This is a genomic window from Mycobacterium europaeum, assembly GCF_002102155.1.
GTDB lineage: Bacteria > Actinomycetota > Actinomycetes > Mycobacteriales > Mycobacteriaceae > Mycobacterium > Mycobacterium europaeum.
This window is the reverse complement of the sequence record NZ_LQOU01000009.1, coordinates 43,248-63,649: the sequence shown is the minus strand read 5'-3', so window position 1 is coordinate 63,649 and position 20,402 is coordinate 43,248. Positions and strand designations below refer to the sequence as shown.

Here is a 20,402-nt window from a genome sequence, read left to right as displayed (position 1 = left end):
TCAGCGGTGACCAACTACATCGGTTTTCCTGGAAGGTCACTCGATGACGCCTTTGCACCGACGACGATCGTGGCTGGCTGTCGCGATCGCTTCGCTTGCTGTGTTCGGCGTCGCCTGCGGCGGCGGCCACACCGCGGCGCCGGCGAAGGTCATCTTCGACAAGGGCACTCCATTTGCCGATCTGCTGGTCCCCAAGCTCACCGCCTCGGTGACCGACGGCGCCGTCGGCGTCACCGTGGATGCACCGGTGACGGTCAGCGTCGCCGACGGCGTTCTCGCGTCGGTCACCATGGTCAACGAGAACGGCAAGTCGATCAGCGGTCAGCTGAGCCCCGACGGCCTGCGCTGGTCGACCACCGAGCAACTGGGCTACAACAGGCGCTACACCTTGAGCGCCAAAGCGCTGGGCATGGGGGGCGCCGCGAATCGGCAGATGACCTTCCAGACCAGTTCGCCCGCTCACCTGACCATGCCCTACGCCTATCCCGGCGACGGTGACGTCGTCGGGATCGGCGAGCCGGTGGCGATCCGCTTCGACGAGAACATCGCCGATCGGGTCGCGGCGCAAAAGGCGATCAAGATCACCACCAACCCGCCCGTCGAGGGCGCGTTCTATTGGCTCAACAACCGCGAAGTGCGTTGGCGCCCGGAACATTTCTGGAAATCGGGGACGACCATCGACGTGGCGGTCAACACCTACGGCGTCGACCTGGGTGACGGCATGTTCGGTGAGGACAACGTCAAGACGCACTTCACCATCGGCGACGAGGTGATCTCGACCGCCGACGACACCACCAAGACGGTGACCGTGCGCGTCAACGGCGAAGTGGTCAGGACGATGCCGACGTCGATGGGCAAGGACAGCACGCCGACCGACAACGGGTTCTACATCATCGGCGGCCGGTTCAAGCACATCATCATGGATTCGTCGACCTACGGCGTTCCGGTCAACTCGCCCAACGGATATCGCACCGAAGTCGACTGGGCCACCCAGATGTCCTACAGCGGGGTCTTCGTGCACTCCGCGCCCTGGTCCGTCGGTGCGCAGGGCCACACCAATACCAGCCACGGGTGCCTGAACGTGAGTCCCAGCAACGCCGAGTGGTTCTACGACCACAGCAAGAGCGGCGACATCGTCGAGGTGATCAACACCGTGGGGCCGACGTTGCCGGGCACCGAGGGGCTGGGCGACTGGAACATCCCGTGGGCGCAGTGGAAAGCGGGCAACGCCAACACCTGACGTGCGGTTAGGAAGCGGCCTTCCGGCCGATTGGGGTGGCTGACGGGACTCGAACCCGCGACACCCAGGATCACAACCTGGTGCTCTACCAGCTGAACTACAGCCACCATTGCCGCCACCTGGCCGTGAGGCCAACGAGCGGCGACGTCGATACTAGCCGGTCGGTGGCTCGGGGGCCGAATCGATCGGTCCCGGTGTGCCCGCTCCGCGGTCCAGATCGGCGACCACGGCCTCGATCTCGCTGGTAGACGGCCCCGGCGGGGCGACGAACGCGGTCCGGCGGTAATACCGCAGCTCGCGGATGGATTCATGAATGTCGGCCAGCGCTCGGTGGGCCAGCCCCTTGACCGGCTGGCCGAAGTAGATGCGCGGATACCAACGCCGGCAGAGCTCCTTGATGGAGCTCACGTCGATCATCCGGTAATGCAGGAACGCGTCCAGCGCGGGCATGTCGCGGGCGATGAACGCGCGGTCGGTGGCGATGGAATTGCCCGCCAGCGGCGCCGTCTTGGGTTGCTTGACGTGCTTGCCGACGTAATCGAGCACCATGGCCTCGGCCGTCGCCAGGTCGACGGTGGACGCCCTCACCTCGTCGATCAACCCTGAACGCGTGTGCATTTCGGTGACGACGTCGATCATCGACGACAGGGCGGACTCGTCGGCTTGGATCACCACGTCGACGCCGTCGCCCAGGACGTTCAAATCGGCGTCGGTGACCAGGGCCGCGATCTCGATCAGCTTGTCCGATCCGAGATCCAGCCCGGTCATCTCGCAGTCGATCCACACCAACTCGTCTCGCACAGCGCTCACATTAGGCCCACGCGGCGCTTATGTTGCCCGTCGCCCCCAACTCCGCCGGAGAAGTAGGGTGAGCGTTGCCGTACCGCATGCCGAACCAGTGGAGAACGGGGGCGCAGCACGATGAGCACCGAATCGGCGGAGACGCCCGCCCGCAGGATCGCGAACGGTTACGCCGTGGACGGGCAGGCGCTCGAACTGGGCACGGTCGTCGTCGAGGGGGCGGCCGACCCGACGGCCCGGATACGCATTCCGCTGTCGACGATCAACAGGCACGGCCTGGTGGCCGGCGCCACGGGAACCGGCAAGACCAAGACGCTGCAGCTGATCGCCGAGCAACTCAGCGCCGCGGGCGTCGCGGTGATGATGGCCGACGTCAAGGGCGACCTGTCGGGCCTGGCCCGGCCGGGGGAGGCCAACGAGAAGACCGCGGCGCGCGCCAAAGACACCGGCGATGACTGGGCGGCCACCGGATTCCCGGTCGAGTTCTTGTCGCTGGGCACCGGCGGAGTGGGTGTCCCGGTCCGCGCGACCGTTGCCAGCTTCGGCCCGGTTCTGTTGTCGAAAGTGCTGGGGCTCAACCCCACTCAGGAGTCGACTCTGGGCCTGATCTTCCACTGGGCCAAAGCCGCGAACCGTCCGCTGGTCACCTTGGATGATCTGCGCGCCGCCATCGGCCACCTGACCAGCGATGAGGGTAAGGCGGACCTGAAATCGCTGGGCGGCGTCTCGCCGACGACGGCGGGCGTCATCCTGCGCGCGCTGGTGAATCTCGCTGCCGAGGGCGGTGACACGTTCTTCGGCGAGCCGAAGCTCGATCCCCAGGATCTGTCGCGCGTCGACGATCAGGGACGCGGGATCATTTCGCTGCTCGAGTTCAGCGGCCAGTCGCTGCGTCCGGTCATCTTCTCCACGTTCCTGATGTGGGTGCTCGCCGATTTGTTCACGGTGCTGCCCGAGGTCGGTGACGTCGACAAACCCAAGCTGGTCTTCTTCTTCGACGAGGCGCACCTGTTGTTCGCCGACGCGTCCAAGGCATTCCTCGAGCAGGTCGAGCAGACCGTCAAGCTGATCCGCTCGAAGGGCGTCGGGGTGTTCTTCTGCACGCAGTTGCCGACGGACCTGCCCAATGACGTGCTCTCCCAACTGGGTGCCCGAATCCAGCACGCGCTGCGGGCATTCACCCCCGACGACCAACAGGCGTTGGCCAAGACGGTGCGGACCTATCCGAAAACCGATGTGTACGAACTGGAATCGGCGTTGACGTCGCTGGGTATCGGAGAGGCCGTCGTCACCGTGCTGTCCGAGAAGGGCGCGCCCACACCCGTCGCGTGGACGCGGATGCGGGTGCCACGCTCGTTGATGGCGTCGATCGGTGACGACGCGATCGCGCAGGCGGCGAAAGACAGTCCGCTGCAGGCGAAATACGGCCAAACGGTTCAACGGCCGGCGCAGCCGCCGGCCGCCGCCGGGGACGGACACGCCGGTTCGCCGCAGCCACCGCAGGCGCAGTCGGACTACCCGCCGGTCCCGCCGAACGAGCCGCCCCCACCGATGCCGCAGCCCGCGGAGCCCAAAGGGCCGGCGATGTGGGAGGAAGTGCTGAACAACCCCACCGTGAAAAGCGGCATCAACACGGCAATACGCGAGATTACGAAGAACCTGTTCGGCAACGGAGGACGCCGGCGCCGCTGACCCCTACCCGCCGCCGAGCTTCTTGTAGAAGCTGCCCACGATAGGCGCGACGATAGCGCGGGGGGCGTACCCGCTGGCCACCGACATCGCCTTGGACGTCAGGCCCGGTACCACCCGCATCTTGTTGCGCTCCAACGCATCCAGCGACAGCTTGGCGGTGTGCTCGGTCGAGATCCACAGGAAGTCCGGCACCAGCCGTTCGACCAGCGACCGTTCGGCGTCATCGGGCAGATCGGTGCGCACCGGTCCCGGCGCCAGCAGCGTGACGTGCACGCCCGAGTTGCGCAGCTCGCCGCGCAGCGACTCGCTGAAGGTGTTCGCGAACGCCTTACTAGCCGCATAGGTCGCGTTGTAGGGGATCGGCGAATTGCCCGCCGCCGAGCCCGAAATCAGGATGCCGCCGGCCCTGCGCTCGACCATGCCGGGCAGCACCGCCAGCGTGAGGTCGTGCACGCCCAGCACATTGAGCTGCAGCTGGGCCTTCTCGACGGCCGGGTCCAGCGTCGCCACGGGACCGAAGGTCGCGGTACCGGCGTTGGCGCACAGGATCGAGATGGGCCGGGCGGCCAGTTCGTCGCAGAGTTTCGCCCGTTCGCCGGGGTCGGCCAGGTCGGCGGGACGCACGTCGACCGCGACGCGATACTTGTCGCTCAGGCGGGCAGCCAGCGCGTTGAGCAGGTCTTCGCGCCGGGCGGTGACGATCAGGCTGTGGCCGCGCGCGGCCAGTTCAGTGGCCAGGGCTTCACCGATGTTCTGCGAAGCGCCGGTGACGACGGCGCGCGCGTCCGGGCTGGGAGCGGGGATCGGCATGAGGCAATCGTAGACAGCCGCCGCGGCGTAGCCGGGCGCGGCGGGTCGCTGCGGGAACCAATTGCAGCGATCGCGAGCGCGGCGTAGCCGGGCGCGGCGGGTCGCTGCGGGAACCAATAGGCTGCCGGGCATGGGCCAGCCGTCGTCGCGTTCCCTCACGCCCGCGCCATCCCGGGTGGTGGCCTGGGCGCTGTGGGACTGCGGCTCCACCGGCCTGAACGCGATCGTGGCGACCTTCGTCTTCGCCGTGTACCTGACCAGCAGCGTGGGGGTAGGCATCTCCGGCGGCACCACGCCGGCGAGCTGGCTGGGGCGCGCCGCGGCGATCGCCGGGTTGACCGTCGCGCTGCTGGCGCCGGCCGTCGGCGTCTGGGTGGAATCCCCGCACCGCAGGCGGGTTGCCCTGAGCGTGCTGACCGCGCTGGCCGTCGCGCTCACCTGTGGGATGTTCTTCGTCCACGACCGCCCCGGCTACCTGTGGGCGGGGCTGGTGCTGATGGGTGCCACGGCGGCCTGCGGTGACCTGGCCAGCGTCCCGTATAACGCGATGCTGCGCCAACTTTCGACGCCACAGACCGCCGGCCGGATCTCCGGGCTGGGCTGGGCGGCGGGCTACGTCGGCAGCGTCCTGCTGCTGGTGGTGGTCTACAGCGGATTCATCTCCGGTTCGGGCTCGGGTCCGCACGCGACGCGGGGGCTGCTGCGGGTGCCGCTGCACGACGGCCTCTACGTCCGGGAGGCGATGCTGGTCGCGGCGGCGTGGCTGGCGATCTTTGCCCTGCCGTTGCTGTTCGTCGCACACCGGCTTCCCGACTCGGCCGAGGTGCACGAGCCGACGAGCATGCTCGGCGGCTACCGCAAGCTGTTCACCGAGGTGTCCGCCGAATGGCGGCGCGACCGCAACCTGGTCTACTTCCTGTTTGCGAGCGCGCTTTTCCGGGATGGGCTGGCGGCGATCTTCGCCTTCGGCGCCGTGCTCGGCGTCAACGTCTACGGCATCTCACAGGGCGACGTGCTCATCTTCGGTGTGGTGGCCAGCGTGGTGGCGGCGGTGGGCGCCGTGCTGGGCGGGTTCGTCGATCACCGGATCGGGTCGAAGCCCGTCATCGTGGGATCGCTGGTCGCGATCGTTGTCCTGGGCCTGACCCTGATGCTGCTGTCGGGTGCAGTGGCCTTCTGGGTATGCGGCCTGCTGCTGTGCATGTTCATCGGTCCGTCGCAGTCGTCCTCCCGCGCCCTGCTGCTGCAAATGGCCAAGCATGGCCGGGAGGGCGTCGCCTTCGGCCTGTACACGATGACCGGCCGGGCGGTGGCGTTCGTCGCGCCGTGGTTGTTCTCCGTGTTCGTGGACATATTCGGCGCCGTGCGCGCCGGCCTGGGCGGCATCTCGCTGGTGCTGATCGCCGGACTGCTCGCCATGCTGGCGGTTCGGGTGCCGGCGCGCGGCGCCTTCGCGGCCGAACCGACGTAGGCGCTTAGCGCCTGGCGTCGCAGATCGTCAGGCCCACGCCGACGCGCCTGCTCATCTGCACGCCGTTGACGGTGACCGAACAGGTGACGTTGTGGCCGATGTTGACGATGGTGACGTTGGCCGGGTGCGCGGCCGTCGCGGCCAGGCTGACCTCTTTGCTCCAGGGCAACGCGACGTTGAATTCGGTCTGGATGAGGTCCCCGGTGTCGATGTACATGATGCTGATCGCGCGGCCTTCGCCGGCCACGCTGTAGACGATGTCCTGCATCGCGGCCGGGCCGGGCGACTCGCTGGGTGTCGGCGCGCCGCCGGTCGGCGGCACCGGGGCCGGGATGCGCGGCTGGGAGGCGCGTGTCGACGGGCTCGGCACTGTCGGAGTCGTCTCCGGCATGGCGGGCAACGGCGGGACGGCGGTCTGCGTCTTGATCGCGTCGTTCACCAGCACCAGGGCGATGACCAAGGCGACCACGAGCAGCACGGCCGCACCGGCGACGATCCACAGCCAACGCGGTGGATGCTTCGGGCCTTCCGGCGGCGGGGGAGGCGGTTGGCCCGATGGGCGAAGCTCTTGTTGCCAGTAGGCCGGCAGCTGTTTGGTGGTGTTGGTGTCGTTCGCCCATGACGGAGGCTGCCCGCCGTACGCGGACGCATAGGGCGTCTGATCGGCGTAGGCCGGATCGGCCGGGGGCGGGTACCACGGACCCTGCTGCCCCGATCCGGGCATAGAAGCACTGAACCGGTCGGTGGGACGTGAATCGTTCATCTCCACCTCATGGATTGCAGAGTACCTGCGCCGGGCGCCGGGCCGGTGGTTCACCTCACCGGCGGGCGGCTCAGGGGCACTCGTTGCCGGCGGCGAGCGCGGCGACGGTCATCGCCCGCATGACGGCGCGGGATCGCGCGGCGCGGGCGGGCTTGCTGCGCGAGGCGTCGGGGGATTTCATGCTGTACGGCGTCGAGTTCAGCAGGCCGAACACCGCGTGGGCGGTCAACCGCGCGTCGGCCTCGGCCAGGTCGGGGTTCAGCTCGCGCAGCACCCCGACCCACACCTCGACGTACTGGCGTTGCGCTTTGCGCACCTGCTTCTCGGCCGCCTCGGGCAGGTGCGCGAGGTCGCGGTCCTGAATGCGGATCAGGTCCGGCTCCCCGAGCGCGAAGTCGAGATGAAAATCGATCAATCCGTCCAGCGCGGCGGCCGCGTCGGAGCTGCGGGCCCGCACGTCGCGGGCGCCGGCGAGCAACCGCGCGCTGATGCCCACCAGCAGCTCGACCAGCAGCGACTCCTTGTTGGGAAAGTGCCGGTAGATCGCCGGTCCGCTGACGCCGGCGGCGGCGCCGATGTCTTCGAGCCGCACGGCGAGGAAGCCGCGCTCGGCGAACAGTCGCTCGGCGGCCGAGAGTAGCTGCAGGCGCCGGTCGGATTTCAGCTGGCTGCGCCGCTTCGGGGCATCGGGGGGACCGGTCCGGTCGTCGGAGGTGGACGCTGTCATGACGAACCCCCGTCCAGTTGGTTAATCGTCACTAACTTAGCACGAGTTATCCACGATTAACCTGCGGTAACGGACGGCGCCATGCCGGAACGGCGTTTCTGGACCGGTGGGGTCGCCAATGGTATTCTCAGCGGCGAGTTAATGAGCATTAACTCAAAACCGCCCGCCCGACGGCAAGGAGGCTGCTGCGGCGATGGACAAGGTGGTGGCGACGGCCGCCGAGGCGGTTGCCGACATAACCGACGGATCCTCCCTCGCGGTGGGGGGCTTCGGGTTTTGCGGCATCCCCGAGGCGCTGATCGCCGCGCTGGTGACCACCGGCGCGCGTGACCTGGAGACGGTGTCCAACAACTGCGGCGGAAACGGCGTCGGGTTGGTTCACCTGTTGGAGCACAAGCGAATTCGCCGGGCTATCGCCTCCTACGTCGGTGACAACAAGGAGTTCGCCCGCCAGTTCCTCGCGGGTGAACTCGAGGTGGAGCTCACCCCGCAGGGCACACTCGCGGAGCGGCTGCGTGCCGGCGGGATGGGAATCCCGGCCTTTTACACCCCGGCGGGCGTCGGCACCCCCGTCGCCGACGGTGGTCTGCCGTGGCGCTACGACGCATCCGGCGCGGTGGCCGTGATGTCGCCGCCGAAGGAGACCCGCGAATTCGATGGCGTCACCTATGTCCTGGAGCGGGCCATCCGCACCGACTTCGCGCTGGTACACGCCTGGAAGGGCGACCGGCACGGCAACCTGGTCTACCGCCGGGCCGCCGCCAACTTCAACCCCGACTGCGCGCAGGCAGGCAGCATCACGATCGCCGAGGTGGAGCATCTCGTCGAGCCGGGAGAGATCGATCCCGAGACGGTGCACACCCCGGGCGTCTTCGTGCAACGGGTCGTGCATGTGCCCGACCCGGTCAAGCCGATCGAGAAGCTGACGGTGCGCTGATGCCATGGAGTAGAGAGGGTTTGGCGGCGCGGGTGGCCGCGGAATTCGAGGACGGCCAATACGTGAACCTGGGCATCGGGATGCCCACCCTGGTGCCCAACCACATCCCGGCCGGCGTCACCGTCGTCGTGCATTCGGAGAACGGAATCCTGGGGGTGGGGCCCTATCCCCGGCCCGGGGACGCCGACGCGGATCTGATCAACGCGGGCAAGGAGACGGTCACCACGCTGCCGGGTGCGGCCTTCTTCGGTTCCTCGGCCTCCTTCGGGATCATCCGTGGGGGGCACCTCGACGTGGCCGTGCTCGGGGCGATGCAGGTCTCGGCCACCGGCGACCTGGCCAACTGGGTGATTCCGGGAAAGCTGGTGAAGGGCATGGGCGGCGCGATGGACCTGGTGCACGGCGCGCGCAAGGTGATCGCGATGATGGAGCACACCGCGCGCGACGGCAGCCCGAAAATCGTTGCGCGGTGCACCCTTCCGCTGACCGGTACGGGCTGTGTCGACCGCATCATCACCGATCTGGCCGTCATCGACGTCCGCGACGACGGTTTGCACTTGATCGAGACCGCCCCCGGCGTCTCGGTCGACGAGGTGCTGGACAAAACCGAACCGCCGCTTGTGCGGGCGACAACCGGGAGGCATTCGTGACTTCAACCGTGATGACCGCGCCGTCGTTCGCCGACGAGCACCGCCGGCTGGTCGCCGAATTGAACGCCAAGCTGGCGGCCGCGGCGCTGGGCGGTAACGAACGCGCGCGCGAACGCCACGTCAGTCGCGGCAAGCTGCTGCCGCGCGAGCGGGTGGACCGGCTGCTCGACCCGGGCAGCCCGTTCTTGGAGCTGGCCCCGCTGGCCGCCAACGGGATGTACGACGACGAGTCGCCGGGCGCGGGAATCATCACCGGGATCGGCCGGGTGTCCGGGCGGGAGTGCGTGATCGTCGCCAACGACGCCACGGTCAAGGGTGGCACCTACTACCCGATCACGGTCAAGAAGCACCTGCGCGCGCAGGAGGTCGCGCTGCAGAACCGCTTGCCCTGCATCTATCTGGTGGACTCCGGGGGCGCATTCCTGCCGCGTCAAGACGAGGTGTTCCCCGACCGCGAGCACTTCGGCCGGATCTTCTACAACCAGGCGACCATGAGCGCCAAGGAGATTCCGCAGGTGGCCGCCGTCCTCGGTTCGTGCACGGCGGGTGGAGCGTACGTGCCGGCCATGAGCGACGAGGCCGTCATCGTGCGCGAGCAGGGCACCATCTTCCTCGGCGGCCCGCCCCTGGTGAAGGCGGCCACCGGGGAGATCGTCTCGGCCGAGGACCTCGGCGGCGGCGACCTGCACTCGCGGGTCTCCGGTGTCACCGACCACCTCGCCGACGACGACGAGCACGCGCTGCGCATCGTGCGCGCGATCGCGGCGACCTTCGGCCCGCGCGAGCCCGGCCAGTGGGACGTCCGGCCCACGGTCGAGCCCACACACGCGCAGACCGAGCTTTACGACGTGGTGCCGCCGGACCCCCGGGTGCCCTATGACGTGCACGAGGTGATCGTGCGGCTGGTCGACGGCGGAGAGTTCAGTGAATTCAAGGCCAATTACGGCAAGACACTGGTGACCGCCTTCGCGCGCATCCACGGCCACCCCGTCGGGATCATCGCCAACAACGGTGTCCTGTTCAGCGAATCCGCCTTGAAGGGCGCGCATTTCATCGAGCTCTGCGACAAACGCAAGATTCCGTTGCTGTTTTTGCAGAACATTGCCGGGTTCATGGTCGGACGCGACTACGAAGCGGGCGGCATCGCCAAGCACGGTGCCAAGATGGTAACCGCCGTGGCCTGCGCCCGGGTGCCCAAGCTGACGGTGGTGATCGGCGGATCCTATGGTGCGGGCAATTATTCGATGTGCGGACGGGCGTACTCGCCGCGCTTCCTGTGGATGTGGCCCAACGCCCGGATCTCGGTGATGGGCGGCGAGCAGGCCGCCTCGGTGCTGGCCACGGTGCGCGGCGAGCAGCTGGCCGCTTCGGGCAAACCCTGGCCGCCCGACGAGGAGGAGGCCTTCAAGGCGCCGATCCGCGCCCAATACGAGGACCAGGGCAACCCGTACTATTCGACCGCGCGCCTGTGGGACGACGGCATCATCGATCCGGCCGACACCAGAACAGTTGTCGGGCTAGCCCTTTCGATATGTGCTCACGCCCCGCTGGAGCCGGTGTCCTACGGCGTCTTCCGGATGTGATGACCATGTTCGAGACCGTATTGGTGGCCAACCGCGGCGAGATCGCCGTCCGGGTGATGCGAACCCTGCGCCGGCTGGGCATCCGCTCGGTGGCGGTATACAGCGACCCTGACGCCAACGCCCGCCACGTCCTGGAGGCCGACACGGCCGTCCGGCTCGGACCCGCCGCGGCCCGCGACAGCTACCTCGACATCGGCAAGGTGCTGGACGCGGCGGCACGCACCGGAGCTCAGGCGATCCACCCGGGCTACGGGTTCCTCTCGGAGAACGCCGAATTCGCCGCCGCCTGCGAGCGTGCCGGGGTGGTGTTCCTGGGGCCGCCGCCGCGGGCGATCCAGGTGATGGGGGACAAGATCACCGCCAAGAACGCGGTCGCCGCGTTCGACGTGCCGGTGGTGCCCGGGGTGGCCAAGCCCGGACTGACCGACGAGGAACTGGTCGTCGCCGCCGACGAGGTCGGGTATCCGGTGCTGATCAAACCGTCGGCGGGCGGCGGCGGCAAAGGCATGCGCCTGGTCGAGGACCCGAGCCGGCTGCGCGACGCCCTGCTGGGGGCACGGCGGGAGGCCGCCTCGTCGTTCGGCGACGACACCCTGTTCCTGGAACGATTCGTGTTGCGGCCCCGGCACATCGAGGTGCAGGTGCTCGCCGACACCCACGGCAACGTGGTGCACCTCGGCGAGCGTGAGTGCAGCCTGCAGCGGCGCCACCAGAAGGTGATCGAGGAGGCGCCTTCTCCGTTGCTCGACCCGCAGACCCGCGCCCGCATCGGAGCGGCCGCCTGCAACACCGCCCGCAGCGTCGACTACGTCGGGGCGGGCACCGTGGAGTTCATCGTGTCCGCCGATCGGCCCGACGAGTTCTTCTTCATGGAGATGAACACCCGGCTGCAGGTGGAACACCCGGTCACCGAAGCTATTACCGGCCTGGACCTGGTCGAGTGGCAGCTACGGGTCGCGGCCGGAGAGAAACTGGGCTTCGCGCAGGACGACATCGAACTGCACGGCCACGCGATCGAGGCCCGGGTGTACGCCGAGGATCCGGCACGGGGCTTCTTGCCCACCGGCGGTCGGGTGCTGCAGGTCGTCGAACCGTCGGGGTCCGGGGTCCGCGTCGACTCGTCGCTGCTGGCGGGCACGCTGGTCGGCAGCGACTACGACCCGATGCTGAGCAAGGTGATCGCCCACGGCGAGGACCGCGACGAGGCGCTGGCGAAACTCGACGGGGCGCTTGCGCACACGGCGATCCTGGGTGTGCAGACCAACATCGAATTCCTGCGGTTCCTGCTGGCCGACGAGCGCGTCCGCGCCGGTGACCTGGACACGGCGCTGCTCGACGAGCGGGTGGCGGACTTCGCACCGCTGCCGGCCCCCGACGACGTGCTCGCCGCCGGGGGCCTCTACCGCCAGTGGGCCCTGGACCGCCGGGCCCCGGGTAACCCCTGGGCCACGCCGACCGGATGGCGGGTCGGCGGGGCACCGGCGCCCGTCCGCACCGAAATGCAGACACCGCTGCGCAGCGACACCGTGTCGGTATGGGGCACGCCCGGCGCCGCCCGGGTGCAGGTGGGCTCGGGTGAGATCGGTTCGGCCAGCGTGCAGCTCGACGGTTCCCGGATGGACGTCACGCTGGACGGCGTGCGCCGCGAATACCGATGGGCGGAGGCCGACCGTCACCTGTGGATCGCCGACGAGCGCGGGGCCTGGCACCTGCGCGAGGCCGAGGAACACAAGATTCACCGCGCGGCCGGCGCGCAGCAGGCCGAGATCCTCAGCCCCATGCCCGGCAGTGTGATCGCGGTCCAGGCTCCCTCGGGCACCGAGGTATCCGAGGGTGACGTGGTGGTGATCGTGGAGGCGATGAAGATGGAACACTCGCTCTCCGCGCCGGTTTCGGGACGAGTGGAGCTCTTGGTCTCCGTCGGCGCTCAGGTCACCGTCGACCAAGTGCTGGCCCGGCTGGTCCCCGAAGAGCCCGACACAGCAGCCGATTCGAGTAAGGACGAGACATGACGACATCCATCACCGCGGGAACGCTACCCAAGGAATACGAAGATCTTCGCGACACGGTGGCCGAGTTCGCGCGCACCGTGGTCGCGCCGGTGTCGGCCAAACACGACGAAGAGCACAGCTTCCCCTACGAAGTCGTCGCCAAGATGGGCGAGATGGGGTTGTTCGGCCTGCCGTTCCCCGAGGAGTACGGCGGGATGGGCGGTGACTACTTCGCCCTGTCGCTGGTGCTCGAGGAACTGGGCAAGGTCGACCAGTCGGTGGCGATCACGCTGGAGGCCGGCGTCAGCCTCGGTGCGATGCCGATCTACCGGTTCGGCTCCGAGGAACAGAAGGCCAAGTGGCTGCCGGACCTGACGGCCGGCCGGGCGCTGGCCGGTTTCGGGCTCACCGAGCCGGGCGCCGGCTCGGACGCGGGCGCCACCCGCACCACGGCCCGGCTCGACAACGGCGAGTGGGTGATCAACGGCAGCAAGCAGTTCATCACCAACTCCGGCACCGACATCACCAAACTGGTCACCGTCACCGCGGTGACGGGAACGGTCGGTGACGGCAAGAAGGAGATCTCGACGATCATCGTGCCCAACGGCACACCGGGATTCACCGTCGAACCGGTCTACAGCAAGGTCGGCTGGAACGCCTCGGACACCCACCCGCTGAGCTTCGCCGACGCCCGCGTTCCCGAGGAGAACCTGCTGGGCGCCCGCGGCACCGGCTACGCGAACTTCTTGTCCATCCTGGACGAGGGCCGCATCGCCATCGCCGCGCTGGCCACCGGCGCCGCGCAGGGCTGCGTCGACGAAAGCGTCAAGTACGCCAGGGAACGCCAGTCGTTCGGTCAGCCGATCGGCTCCTACCAGGCCATCAGCTTCAAGATCGCGCGGATGGAGGCACGCGCCCACGTCGCGCGCACGGCGTACTACGACGCGGCCGCAAAGATGTTGGCAGGCAAGCCGTTCAAGAAGGAGGCGGCCATCGCGAAGATGATCGCGTCGGAAGCGGCCATGGACAACGCCCGCGACGCCACCCAGATCCACGGCGGCTACGGGTTCATGAACGAATATCCGGTCGCGCGGCACTACCGCGACAGCAAGATCCTCGAGATCGGTGAGGGCACCACCGAGGTGCAGCTGATGCTCATCGCGCGGTCGCTGGGGCTGTCATGAGCGAGCAGAGCGGCAAGTCGATCATCCAGCGGGGCTTGTGGTTCGAGGAGTTCGAGATCGGCACCACCTACCTGCACCGTCCCGGCCGCACCATCACCGAGGCCGACAACGTCTTGTTCACCACGCTGACGATGAACACCCAGTCGCTGCACCTGGACGCGGCCTGGGCCGCCGAGCAGCCGGGCTTCCGGGGGGAGCGGTTGGTGAACTCGATGTTCACCCTGTCCACGCTGGTCGGCCTGTCCGTCTCGCAGTTGACGCTGGGGACCATCGTCGCCAACCTGGGCTTCTCCGAGGTGTCGTTTCCCAAGCCCGTCTTTCACGGCGACACCCTCTACGCGGAGACGGTGTGCACCGGCAAGCGCGAGTCCAAGAGCCGGCCCGGCGAAGGGATCGTCACCCTCGAGCACACCGGGCGCAACCAGCACGGCGACGTCGTCGCGCGCGCGGTGCGGACCACGCTGGTCCAAAAGCGGCCAGACGGTGAGGAGTCACGATGAACCTGCACTCCGCCGGCCCGGGGTGGCTGTTCTGCCCGGCCGATCGTCCCGAGCGGTTCGCAAAGGCCGCCGCCGCGGCCGACGTGGTGATCCTCGACCTCGAGGACGGCGTGGCCGAAGCGGACAAGCCCGCCGCCCGCAAGGCGCTGCGGGAGACCCCGCTGGATCCCGAGCGCACCGTGGTGCGCATCAACGCGGCGGGCACCGAGGAATACGCCCGGGACCTGGACGCCCTGGCCGAGACGGCGTACACGACGGTGATGCTGTCGAAGACCGAGTCGGCCGCGCAGGTGTCCGCGCTGGCACCGCGCGACGTCATCGCGCTGATCGAGACGCCCCGCGGGGCGGTGTTCACCACCGAGATCGCCGCCGCCGACGGGACCGTCGCGATGATGTGGGGCGCCGAGGACCTGGTCGCCGCCCTTGGCGGCAGCTCCAGCCGGCTGGCCGACGGCACCTACCGCGACGTCGCCCGCCACGTCCGGTCGACGGTTCTGCTGGCGGCGTCCACCTTCGGCCGCATCGCGCTCGACGCGGTGCATTTGGACATCCGCGACCTCGACGGCCTGCGCGCGGAAGCCAACGACGCCGTCGCGGTGGGCTTCCACGGGACGGTCTGCATTCACCCGACCCAGATTCCGGTCGTGCGCGACGCCTACCGACCCAGCGAGGACAAAGTCGACTGGGCGCGAAGGGTATTGGCGGCCGCCCGCACCGAGCGCGGCGTTTTCGCCTTCGAGGGGCAGATGGTGGACTCGCCGGTGCTCAAGCACGCGGAGATGCTGGTGCGCAGGGCGGGGCAATCCGCCGCCCAGTGACCGCCCACAGCGCCGTGCCCGACGGCGCGACACGGTCGCGATCGCCGCGGTCTCTTCTGATTTGAGCGCATAATGGTCAGTACGCCAGTGTCGCGGCGAGCGGAGACTTTCGGGTAGCTGGTCATCGACTTCGGCTCGCGGCGGGTCTCGGGAGCTTTGCTGTGACCCCTGCGGCACCGAGGTAGGGAGACGGTATGGCAAAGGCGCCTGAACTGCCGATGACCGTCGACCTGGACCCGGTGCAACTCGTCGCCGCGGACGGCACACCGACGCCCGAACTCCGCTACGGCCGCGACCTTCCCGCCGAGACACTGTGCTGGCTCTACGAGATGATGGCGGTCACCCGGGAGCTGGACACCGAGTTCGTCAACCTCAAGCGCCAGGGGGAGTTGGCGCTGTTCGCGTCCTGCCGCGGTCAGGAAGCCGCCCAGGTGGGCGCGGCGGCCCCTTTGCGCAAGACGGACTGGCTGTTTCCCCAATACCGGGAGCTCGGCGTGTATCTGGTGCGCGGCATCCCGCCCGGGCACGTCGGGGCGGTGTGGCGCGGAACCTGGCACGGCGGACTGGAATTCACCAAGAAATGCTGCGCCCCGACCTCGATTCCGATCGGCACCCAGACCCTGCACGCCGTCGGCGCGGCGATGGCCGCGCAGCGTCTCGGCGAGGATTCGGTGACGGTGGCCTTCCTCGGCGACGGTGCCACCAGCGTCGGGGACGTGCATGAGGCGCTGAACTTCGCGGCCGTGTTCGCCACGCCGTGCGTGTTCTTCGTGCAGAACAACCAGTGGGCGATTTCGGTGCCGATCCACAAACAGACCAGGGCACCGTCGATCGCGCACAAGGCAATCGGGTACGGCATGCCCGGGGTCCGGGTGGACGGCAACGACGTGCTGGCCTGCTACGCCGTGATGGCCGAGGCCGCCGGCCGCGCCCGGGCCGGCGGTGGCCCGACCCTGATCGAGGCGGTCACCTACCGGCTCGGCCCGCACACCACCGCCGATGATCCCAGCCGCTACCGGACCCAGGAGGAGGTGGACCGCTGGGCGGCGCTCGACCCGATCCCGCGCTACCGCACCTACCTGCAGGGGCAGGGCCTGTGGTCGGACCGCTTGGCGGAGCGTGTTGCTGCCCGTTGCAAGCGGATGCGCGCCGAGTTGCGCGACGCGGTGTGCGGGGCACCCGATTTCGACGTCGACGAGGTGTTCACCACCGTGTACGCCGAGATGACGCCCGGGCTCGAGGCGCAGCGCCAACAGCTGCGGGCCGAACTGGGGAGGCCCGAATGACCCAGCTCGCGGATCGACCCGCCGGTCCGGCCGAAACCCTCACTCCGGCCTCGCAGAACGTAGCGCTCGGTGCGCAGTCGCTGACCATGGTGCAGGCGCTCAACCGAAGCCTGCATGACGCGATGGCCGCCGACGACCGGGTGCTGGTGTTCGGTGAGGACGTCTCGGTCGAGGGTGGGGTGTTCCGGGTGACCGACGGACTCGCCGGAACGTTCGGCGACACGCGCTGTTTCGACACGCCGCTGGCCGAATCCGCCATCATCGGCATCGCGGTCGGGCTGGCGTTGCGCGGCTTCGTCCCGGTGCCGGAGATTCAATTCGACGGGTTCTCCTACCCCGCTTTCGATCAGGTGGTCAGCCATCTGGCGAAGTACCGCACCCGCACCCGCGGCGAAATCGACATGCCGGTCACGGTGCGAATCCCCTCCTTCGGTGGAATCGGTGCCGCAGAACATCATTCGGAGTCCACCGAGTCGTATTGGGCCCATACCGCGGGTCTGAAGGTGGTGGTTCCCTCCGGCCCGGCCGACGCGTACTGGCTGCTTCGCCACGCGATCGCCTGCCCGGACCCGGTGATGTTCCTCGAGCCGAAGCGGCGCTATCAGGTCCGCGGCACGGTCGACACCGAGCGGACGGAACCGCCGATCGGGCAGGCGATGGTGCGAAGGCCCGGCTCCGACGTGACGGTCGTGGCCTACGGCAGCCTGGTCGGCACCGCCGTCGCCGCGGCCGAAGATGCGCAGCGGCAACGTGGTTGGAGCATCGAGGTCATCGACCTGCGGTCACTGGTCCCGTTGGACTTCGAGACCGTGGCCGCGTCGGTTCATCGGACCGGACGTTGTGTGGTGATGCACGAGGGGCCGCGCAGCCTGGGGTATGGCGCCGAGTTGGCCGCCCGGATTCAAGAGGAGATGTTCTACGAGTTGGAGGCGCCGGTGTTGCGCGCCTGCGGATTCGACACCCCGTACCCGCCGGCCCGGCTGGAGCGACTCTGGCTGCCCGGCCCCGACCGGTTGCTGGACTGCGTCGAGCGTGCGTTGGGGCAGCCATGAGCACCGACGAAAGAGTGAAGGCGTTTCGCGTCCCCGATCTCGGCGAGGGGTTGCAGGAAGTGACCGTGACGCACTGGAACGTCGCCGCCGGCGACGACGTCGAGCTCAACCAGGTGTTGTGCTCGGTGGAGACGGCGAAGGCGGAGGTGGAGCTGCCCAGCCCGTATGCGGGTCGGATCGTCGAAACACACGGCGGCGAAGGCGATGTGCTGCCGGTGGGGGCGGTGTTGGTCCGCATCGATACGGCCGCGCTGAACGGCGACGATCGCGGGGACGCCGGGACGGTCCCCACTTTGGTCGGCTATGGCGCCGACGCCGGCATCGACGCCAGCCGACGAACCCGCCGCCCGCTCGCCTCCCCTCCGGTGCGCAGATTGGCCAAGGACCTGATGGTCGACCTGCGGTCGCTGCAGGGCGATCCCGACAGCATCATCACCCGCGCGGACGTGCTGGCGGCCGCGGGCCAGAACGGCGCCGACGTCCGGCCGGTCCGTGGCGTGCAGGCGCGGATGGCCGAGAAGATGATGTTGTCGCACCGCGAGATCCCCTCCGCCACAGTCAGTGTCGCGGTCGACTGCACCGAATTGCTGCGGCTGTCCGACCGGGTGTCGACGGAGGAGAAGATCACGCCGTTCGTCCTGACGATGCGGCTGCTGCTCGTCGCGTTGCGCCACAACGAGATTCTCAACTCGACATGGGTCGACTCGCCCGACGGACCGGCGGTTCGCGTCGACCATCGCGTGCACCTGGGATTCGGAGTCGCGTCCCCGCGTGGGCTGCTGGTCCCGGTGATCACCGACGCGCACACCAAGACGACCCGCGAACTGGCAACACGGGCAACCGAATTGATCACCGGCGCGCGAGCGGGCACGCTGACCCCGGCGGAACTGCGCGGCTCCACCTTCACCGTCTCGAATTTCGGTGCGCTGGGCGCCGACGACGGCGTGCCGGTGATCAACCATCCGGAGGCGGCCATCCTGGGAATGGGGGCGATCAAACCGCGCCCGGTGGCCGTCGGTGATCAGCTCGTGGTGCGCCCGACCATGACGCTCACCTGCGTGTTCGACCACCGCGTCGCCGACGGCGCGCAGGCGGCCCAGTTCGTCACCGAGCTGAGGGATTTGGTTGAGTCACCGATGACCGCGCTGCTGGACCTGTAGTCGGCTGTGCGGCGGTTACCGGCGCTGCGCCGCGGCCAATCGCTGGGCGAACTCCGGTGACTGGATGGAATAGGCTTGCGGCCCGAGTTCGGTGCGCATGGCGAACACGTGTTGTTCGTGATCGAGCGATCCCGGGCTGGCGGTGGCGCGCATGGTGGCCTTCGTCGCCAGGACGACCTCGCGCGGGGCCGCCGCGGGCCCGGCCGCCAGCTCCAGCGCCGCGGCGACGGGATCGTCGGCGACGGCCAGCGCCAAGCCGTGGTGCACGGCGGCTTCGGCGTCGAAACGCATGCCGAAGAGCAGTGCCGCGCGGGCGACCTGCGGGCCCACCGCCCGCTGCAGCATCCACGTCGCACCGCCGCCGGGGTGCAGCCCCAGCTTCTGGAATCGGGCGTCGAACATCGCCGCCGGCCCGGCGATGCGGACGTCGGCCGCCAATGCGAGATTCAGGCCCGCGCCGACGGCCGCGCCGTTGACCGCGGCGATGGTGGGCAACCGGCAACTGCCGACGGCCATGAAGCCGTCGTAGAGCTGCTGCAGACCCGTCTCGGCTTTGTCGCCGCCGGCGGCTCCGAGCGCGCTCAGATCCGCGCCGGCGCAAAATGCCTTGCCGGCACCGGTGACCACCACGGCGTGCACGTCGGGATCGGATTCCGCCCGCTCGATGGCCGCGCGCAGCCGCGCCGACATCTCGGCGGTGACCGCGTTGCGCCGGTCGGGGTCGTTGACGGTGATCAGCGCGACGCGATTGTCGACGGTGTACAAGACGAGGTCTGACTGGGCCATCGGGTACCTCCGCGGCTCGGGGGATGGCGGGTCTTGGGCGACGCACGGTTACGGCGCCGCCGGCTGCGACTCGGGGCAGGGGTAAGGGTACTGCGGGGCGTCGGGGTGGTTTTTCGCCACGTCGGTTGCCGTATGAGTGTGGAACCGCCCGGTCCTGAACAGCCGATTAATTGCCTGCGCTTCGGCGCCGTCGCGGATTGCTTAGCGCCGACAAACGCGAACGCTATTGGGGTGGCCGCGGAATTCAGCAAAGAATCGTTGTGCAAGAACGAATGCGTTAGCGGTTTCCTCGTTCAGACCTCGATCGCAGTCCGCGCGATCGGACCGCGTTGATTACAAAGATGTATTTAAAGAGGCGACGTTCTCCTCGACCTCGGGTCTCGCCAACTTCGTCGCCAGTTCATCGAGCGCCGCCTGGCGCCGTCTCACCGCCCACGCCCGTTGATCCGGCTGCGCGCCGGAAACGACCGTCTTGGGCACCGCGTCACTGCGCAATCTGGTGTTCGCGTAGTGGATTGCGGCATCGATCATTTCGATGTAGCGCTCCGCTTCGTCGAGGGCGCACGTGCCCTCGATGCGCTGGACCTCATCCCAGCAGGGATAAGAGGAGTATCTGGCATCGAGCCGTTGCCGCGATACCTGTAGACCGAAGTAGCCGCGCCAGTCTCGGCTTAGCCACCCCCGTGTCTTGACCTCGACTTTGATCCTATTTCCCAGGCCGGCTACGAACTTTGGTTTTCCAACTCGTACCACCGGTTGCCAGTCGTCCGACGTCATCATCGACCACCCCTCGAATAGAGACGCCTTTAAGTCATGATCCCCCTGCTGGCGTCATCTGCTCGCACGACACGCCAATTGTGGTTCCCGAACCGTCTAATAGGCAAACTCTGGGCGACGCGCAGCGATGAAACCGTTGTTAAAAACCATTTCCACCGGGTGACGTTCGTGCGA

General features: G+C 68.4%; 19 protein-coding genes and 1 tRNA gene. 13 read left to right on the top strand and 7 right to left on the bottom strand.

Annotated features, from left to right (window positions below):
* Nucleotides 1-43 precede the first annotated feature (43 nt).
* Nucleotides 44-1,240 (top strand): L,D-transpeptidase, encoded by a 1,197-nt coding sequence (locus tag AWC03_RS03280; protein ID WP_085239097.1) that lies wholly within the window; start codon nt 44-46, stop codon nt 1,238-1,240.
* A 31-nt stretch (nt 1,241-1,271) separates the two neighbouring features.
* On the opposite strand, the gene AWC03_RS03275 is transcribed toward AWC03_RS03280, so the two are convergent.
* Nucleotides 1,272-1,347, bottom strand: a tRNA-His gene (locus AWC03_RS03275).
* Nucleotides 1,348-1,393: 46 nt separating this feature from the next.
* Nucleotides 1,394-2,041, bottom strand: coding sequence for an oligoribonuclease (gene orn, locus AWC03_RS03270; RefSeq protein ID WP_085239096.1), 648 nt, complete (start codon nt 2,039-2,041; stop codon nt 1,394-1,396).
* A gap of 120 nt (nt 2,042-2,161) precedes the next feature.
* Between orn and AWC03_RS03265 the strand changes: the two genes are divergently transcribed.
* Complete coding sequence (locus AWC03_RS03265) at nt 2,162-3,733, top strand: helicase HerA-like domain-containing protein (protein ID WP_085239095.1); 1,572 nt, start codon at nt 2,162-2,164, stop codon at nt 3,731-3,733.
* Between the two features lie 3 nt (nt 3,734-3,736).
* Here AWC03_RS03265 and cmrA read toward each other — a convergent pair whose 3' ends face one another.
* Nucleotides 3,737-4,543 carry a mycolate reductase gene (gene cmrA, locus AWC03_RS03260; protein WP_085239094.1) on the bottom strand — a complete coding sequence of 269 codons (807 nt, stop codon included), beginning with the start codon at nt 4,541-4,543 and terminating at the stop codon, nt 3,737-3,739.
* 130 nt (nt 4,544-4,673) lie between these two features.
* Here cmrA and AWC03_RS03255 point away from each other — a divergent pair, with 130 nt between their 5' ends.
* Entirely contained in the window at nt 4,674-6,014 is a 1,341-nt protein-coding gene (locus tag AWC03_RS03255) for an MFS transporter (RefSeq protein WP_085239093.1), read from the top strand.
* A gap of 4 nt (nt 6,015-6,018) precedes the next feature.
* On the opposite strand, the gene AWC03_RS03250 is transcribed toward AWC03_RS03255, so the two are convergent.
* The gene (locus tag AWC03_RS03250; protein WP_208859346.1) at nt 6,019-6,783 is read right to left on the bottom strand and encodes an MmpS family transport accessory protein; all 765 of its coding nucleotides are present in this window, start codon (nt 6,781-6,783) and stop codon (nt 6,019-6,021) included.
* A gap of 64 nt (nt 6,784-6,847) precedes the next feature.
* Nucleotides 6,848-7,504 carry an SACE_7040 family transcriptional regulator gene (locus AWC03_RS03245; protein WP_085239092.1) on the bottom strand — a complete coding sequence of 219 codons (657 nt, stop codon included), beginning with the start codon at nt 7,502-7,504 and terminating at the stop codon, nt 6,848-6,850.
* Nucleotides 7,505-7,697: 193 nt separating this feature from the next.
* Between AWC03_RS03245 and AWC03_RS03240 the strand changes: the two genes are divergently transcribed.
* From AWC03_RS03240 to AWC03_RS03195, 10 genes are all read left to right on the top strand, one after another.
* Nucleotides 7,698-8,441, top strand: a complete 744-nt coding sequence (locus tag AWC03_RS03240; protein ID WP_085239091.1) for a CoA transferase subunit A — start codon at nt 7,698-7,700, stop codon at nt 8,439-8,441.
* The gene (locus AWC03_RS03235) at nt 8,441-9,091 is read left to right on the top strand and encodes a CoA transferase subunit B (RefSeq protein WP_085239090.1); all 651 of its coding nucleotides are present in this window, start codon (nt 8,441-8,443) and stop codon (nt 9,089-9,091) included. The genes AWC03_RS03240 and AWC03_RS03235 overlap by 1 nt, the downstream gene beginning before the upstream one ends.
* 11 nt (nt 9,092-9,102) lie before the next feature.
* Nucleotides 9,103-10,674, top strand: a complete 1,572-nt coding sequence (locus AWC03_RS03230) for a carboxyl transferase domain-containing protein (protein WP_085239089.1) — start codon at nt 9,103-9,105, stop codon at nt 10,672-10,674.
* A 5-nt stretch (nt 10,675-10,679) separates the two neighbouring features.
* Nucleotides 10,680-12,686, top strand: coding sequence for an acetyl/propionyl/methylcrotonyl-CoA carboxylase subunit alpha (locus tag AWC03_RS03225; protein WP_085239230.1), 2,007 nt, complete (start codon nt 10,680-10,682; stop codon nt 12,684-12,686).
* Nucleotides 12,683-13,849 (top strand): acyl-CoA dehydrogenase family protein, encoded by a 1,167-nt coding sequence (locus AWC03_RS03220; RefSeq protein WP_085239088.1) that lies wholly within the window; start codon nt 12,683-12,685, stop codon nt 13,847-13,849. Before AWC03_RS03225 ends, AWC03_RS03220 begins: the two co-directional genes overlap by 4 nt.
* Nucleotides 13,846-14,349 carry a MaoC family dehydratase gene (locus AWC03_RS03215; RefSeq protein ID WP_085239087.1) on the top strand — a complete coding sequence of 168 codons (504 nt, stop codon included), beginning with the start codon at nt 13,846-13,848 and terminating at the stop codon, nt 14,347-14,349. The genes AWC03_RS03220 and AWC03_RS03215 overlap by 4 nt, the downstream gene beginning before the upstream one ends.
* On the top strand, nt 14,346-15,167 hold the full coding sequence (locus AWC03_RS03210; RefSeq protein ID WP_085239086.1) for an HpcH/HpaI aldolase/citrate lyase family protein: 822 nt from the start codon (nt 14,346-14,348) through the stop codon (nt 15,165-15,167). The genes AWC03_RS03215 and AWC03_RS03210 overlap by 4 nt, the downstream gene beginning before the upstream one ends.
* Before the next feature lie 194 nt (nt 15,168-15,361).
* Nucleotides 15,362-16,453 (top strand): pyruvate dehydrogenase (acetyl-transferring) E1 component subunit alpha, encoded by a 1,092-nt coding sequence (gene pdhA / locus AWC03_RS03205; RefSeq protein WP_085239085.1) that lies wholly within the window; start codon nt 15,362-15,364, stop codon nt 16,451-16,453.
* Nucleotides 16,450-17,505, top strand: coding sequence for a 3-methyl-2-oxobutanoate dehydrogenase subunit beta (bkdB, locus tag AWC03_RS03200; protein ID WP_085239084.1), 1,056 nt, complete (start codon nt 16,450-16,452; stop codon nt 17,503-17,505). The genes pdhA and bkdB overlap by 4 nt, the downstream gene beginning before the upstream one ends.
* Complete coding sequence (locus tag AWC03_RS03195; protein WP_085239083.1) at nt 17,502-18,665, top strand: dihydrolipoamide acetyltransferase family protein; 1,164 nt, start codon at nt 17,502-17,504, stop codon at nt 18,663-18,665. The genes bkdB and AWC03_RS03195 overlap by 4 nt, the downstream gene beginning before the upstream one ends.
* A 15-nt stretch (nt 18,666-18,680) precedes the next feature.
* On the opposite strand, the gene AWC03_RS03190 is transcribed toward AWC03_RS03195, so the two are convergent.
* Nucleotides 18,681-19,451 (bottom strand): enoyl-CoA hydratase, encoded by a 771-nt coding sequence (locus AWC03_RS03190; protein WP_085239082.1) that lies wholly within the window; start codon nt 19,449-19,451, stop codon nt 18,681-18,683.
* A 333-nt stretch (nt 19,452-19,784) separates the two neighbouring features.
* On the bottom strand, nt 19,785-20,228 hold the full coding sequence (locus AWC03_RS03185) for a hypothetical protein (protein WP_085239081.1): 444 nt from the start codon (nt 20,226-20,228) through the stop codon (nt 19,785-19,787).
* Nucleotides 20,229-20,402: the final 174 nt, after the last annotated feature.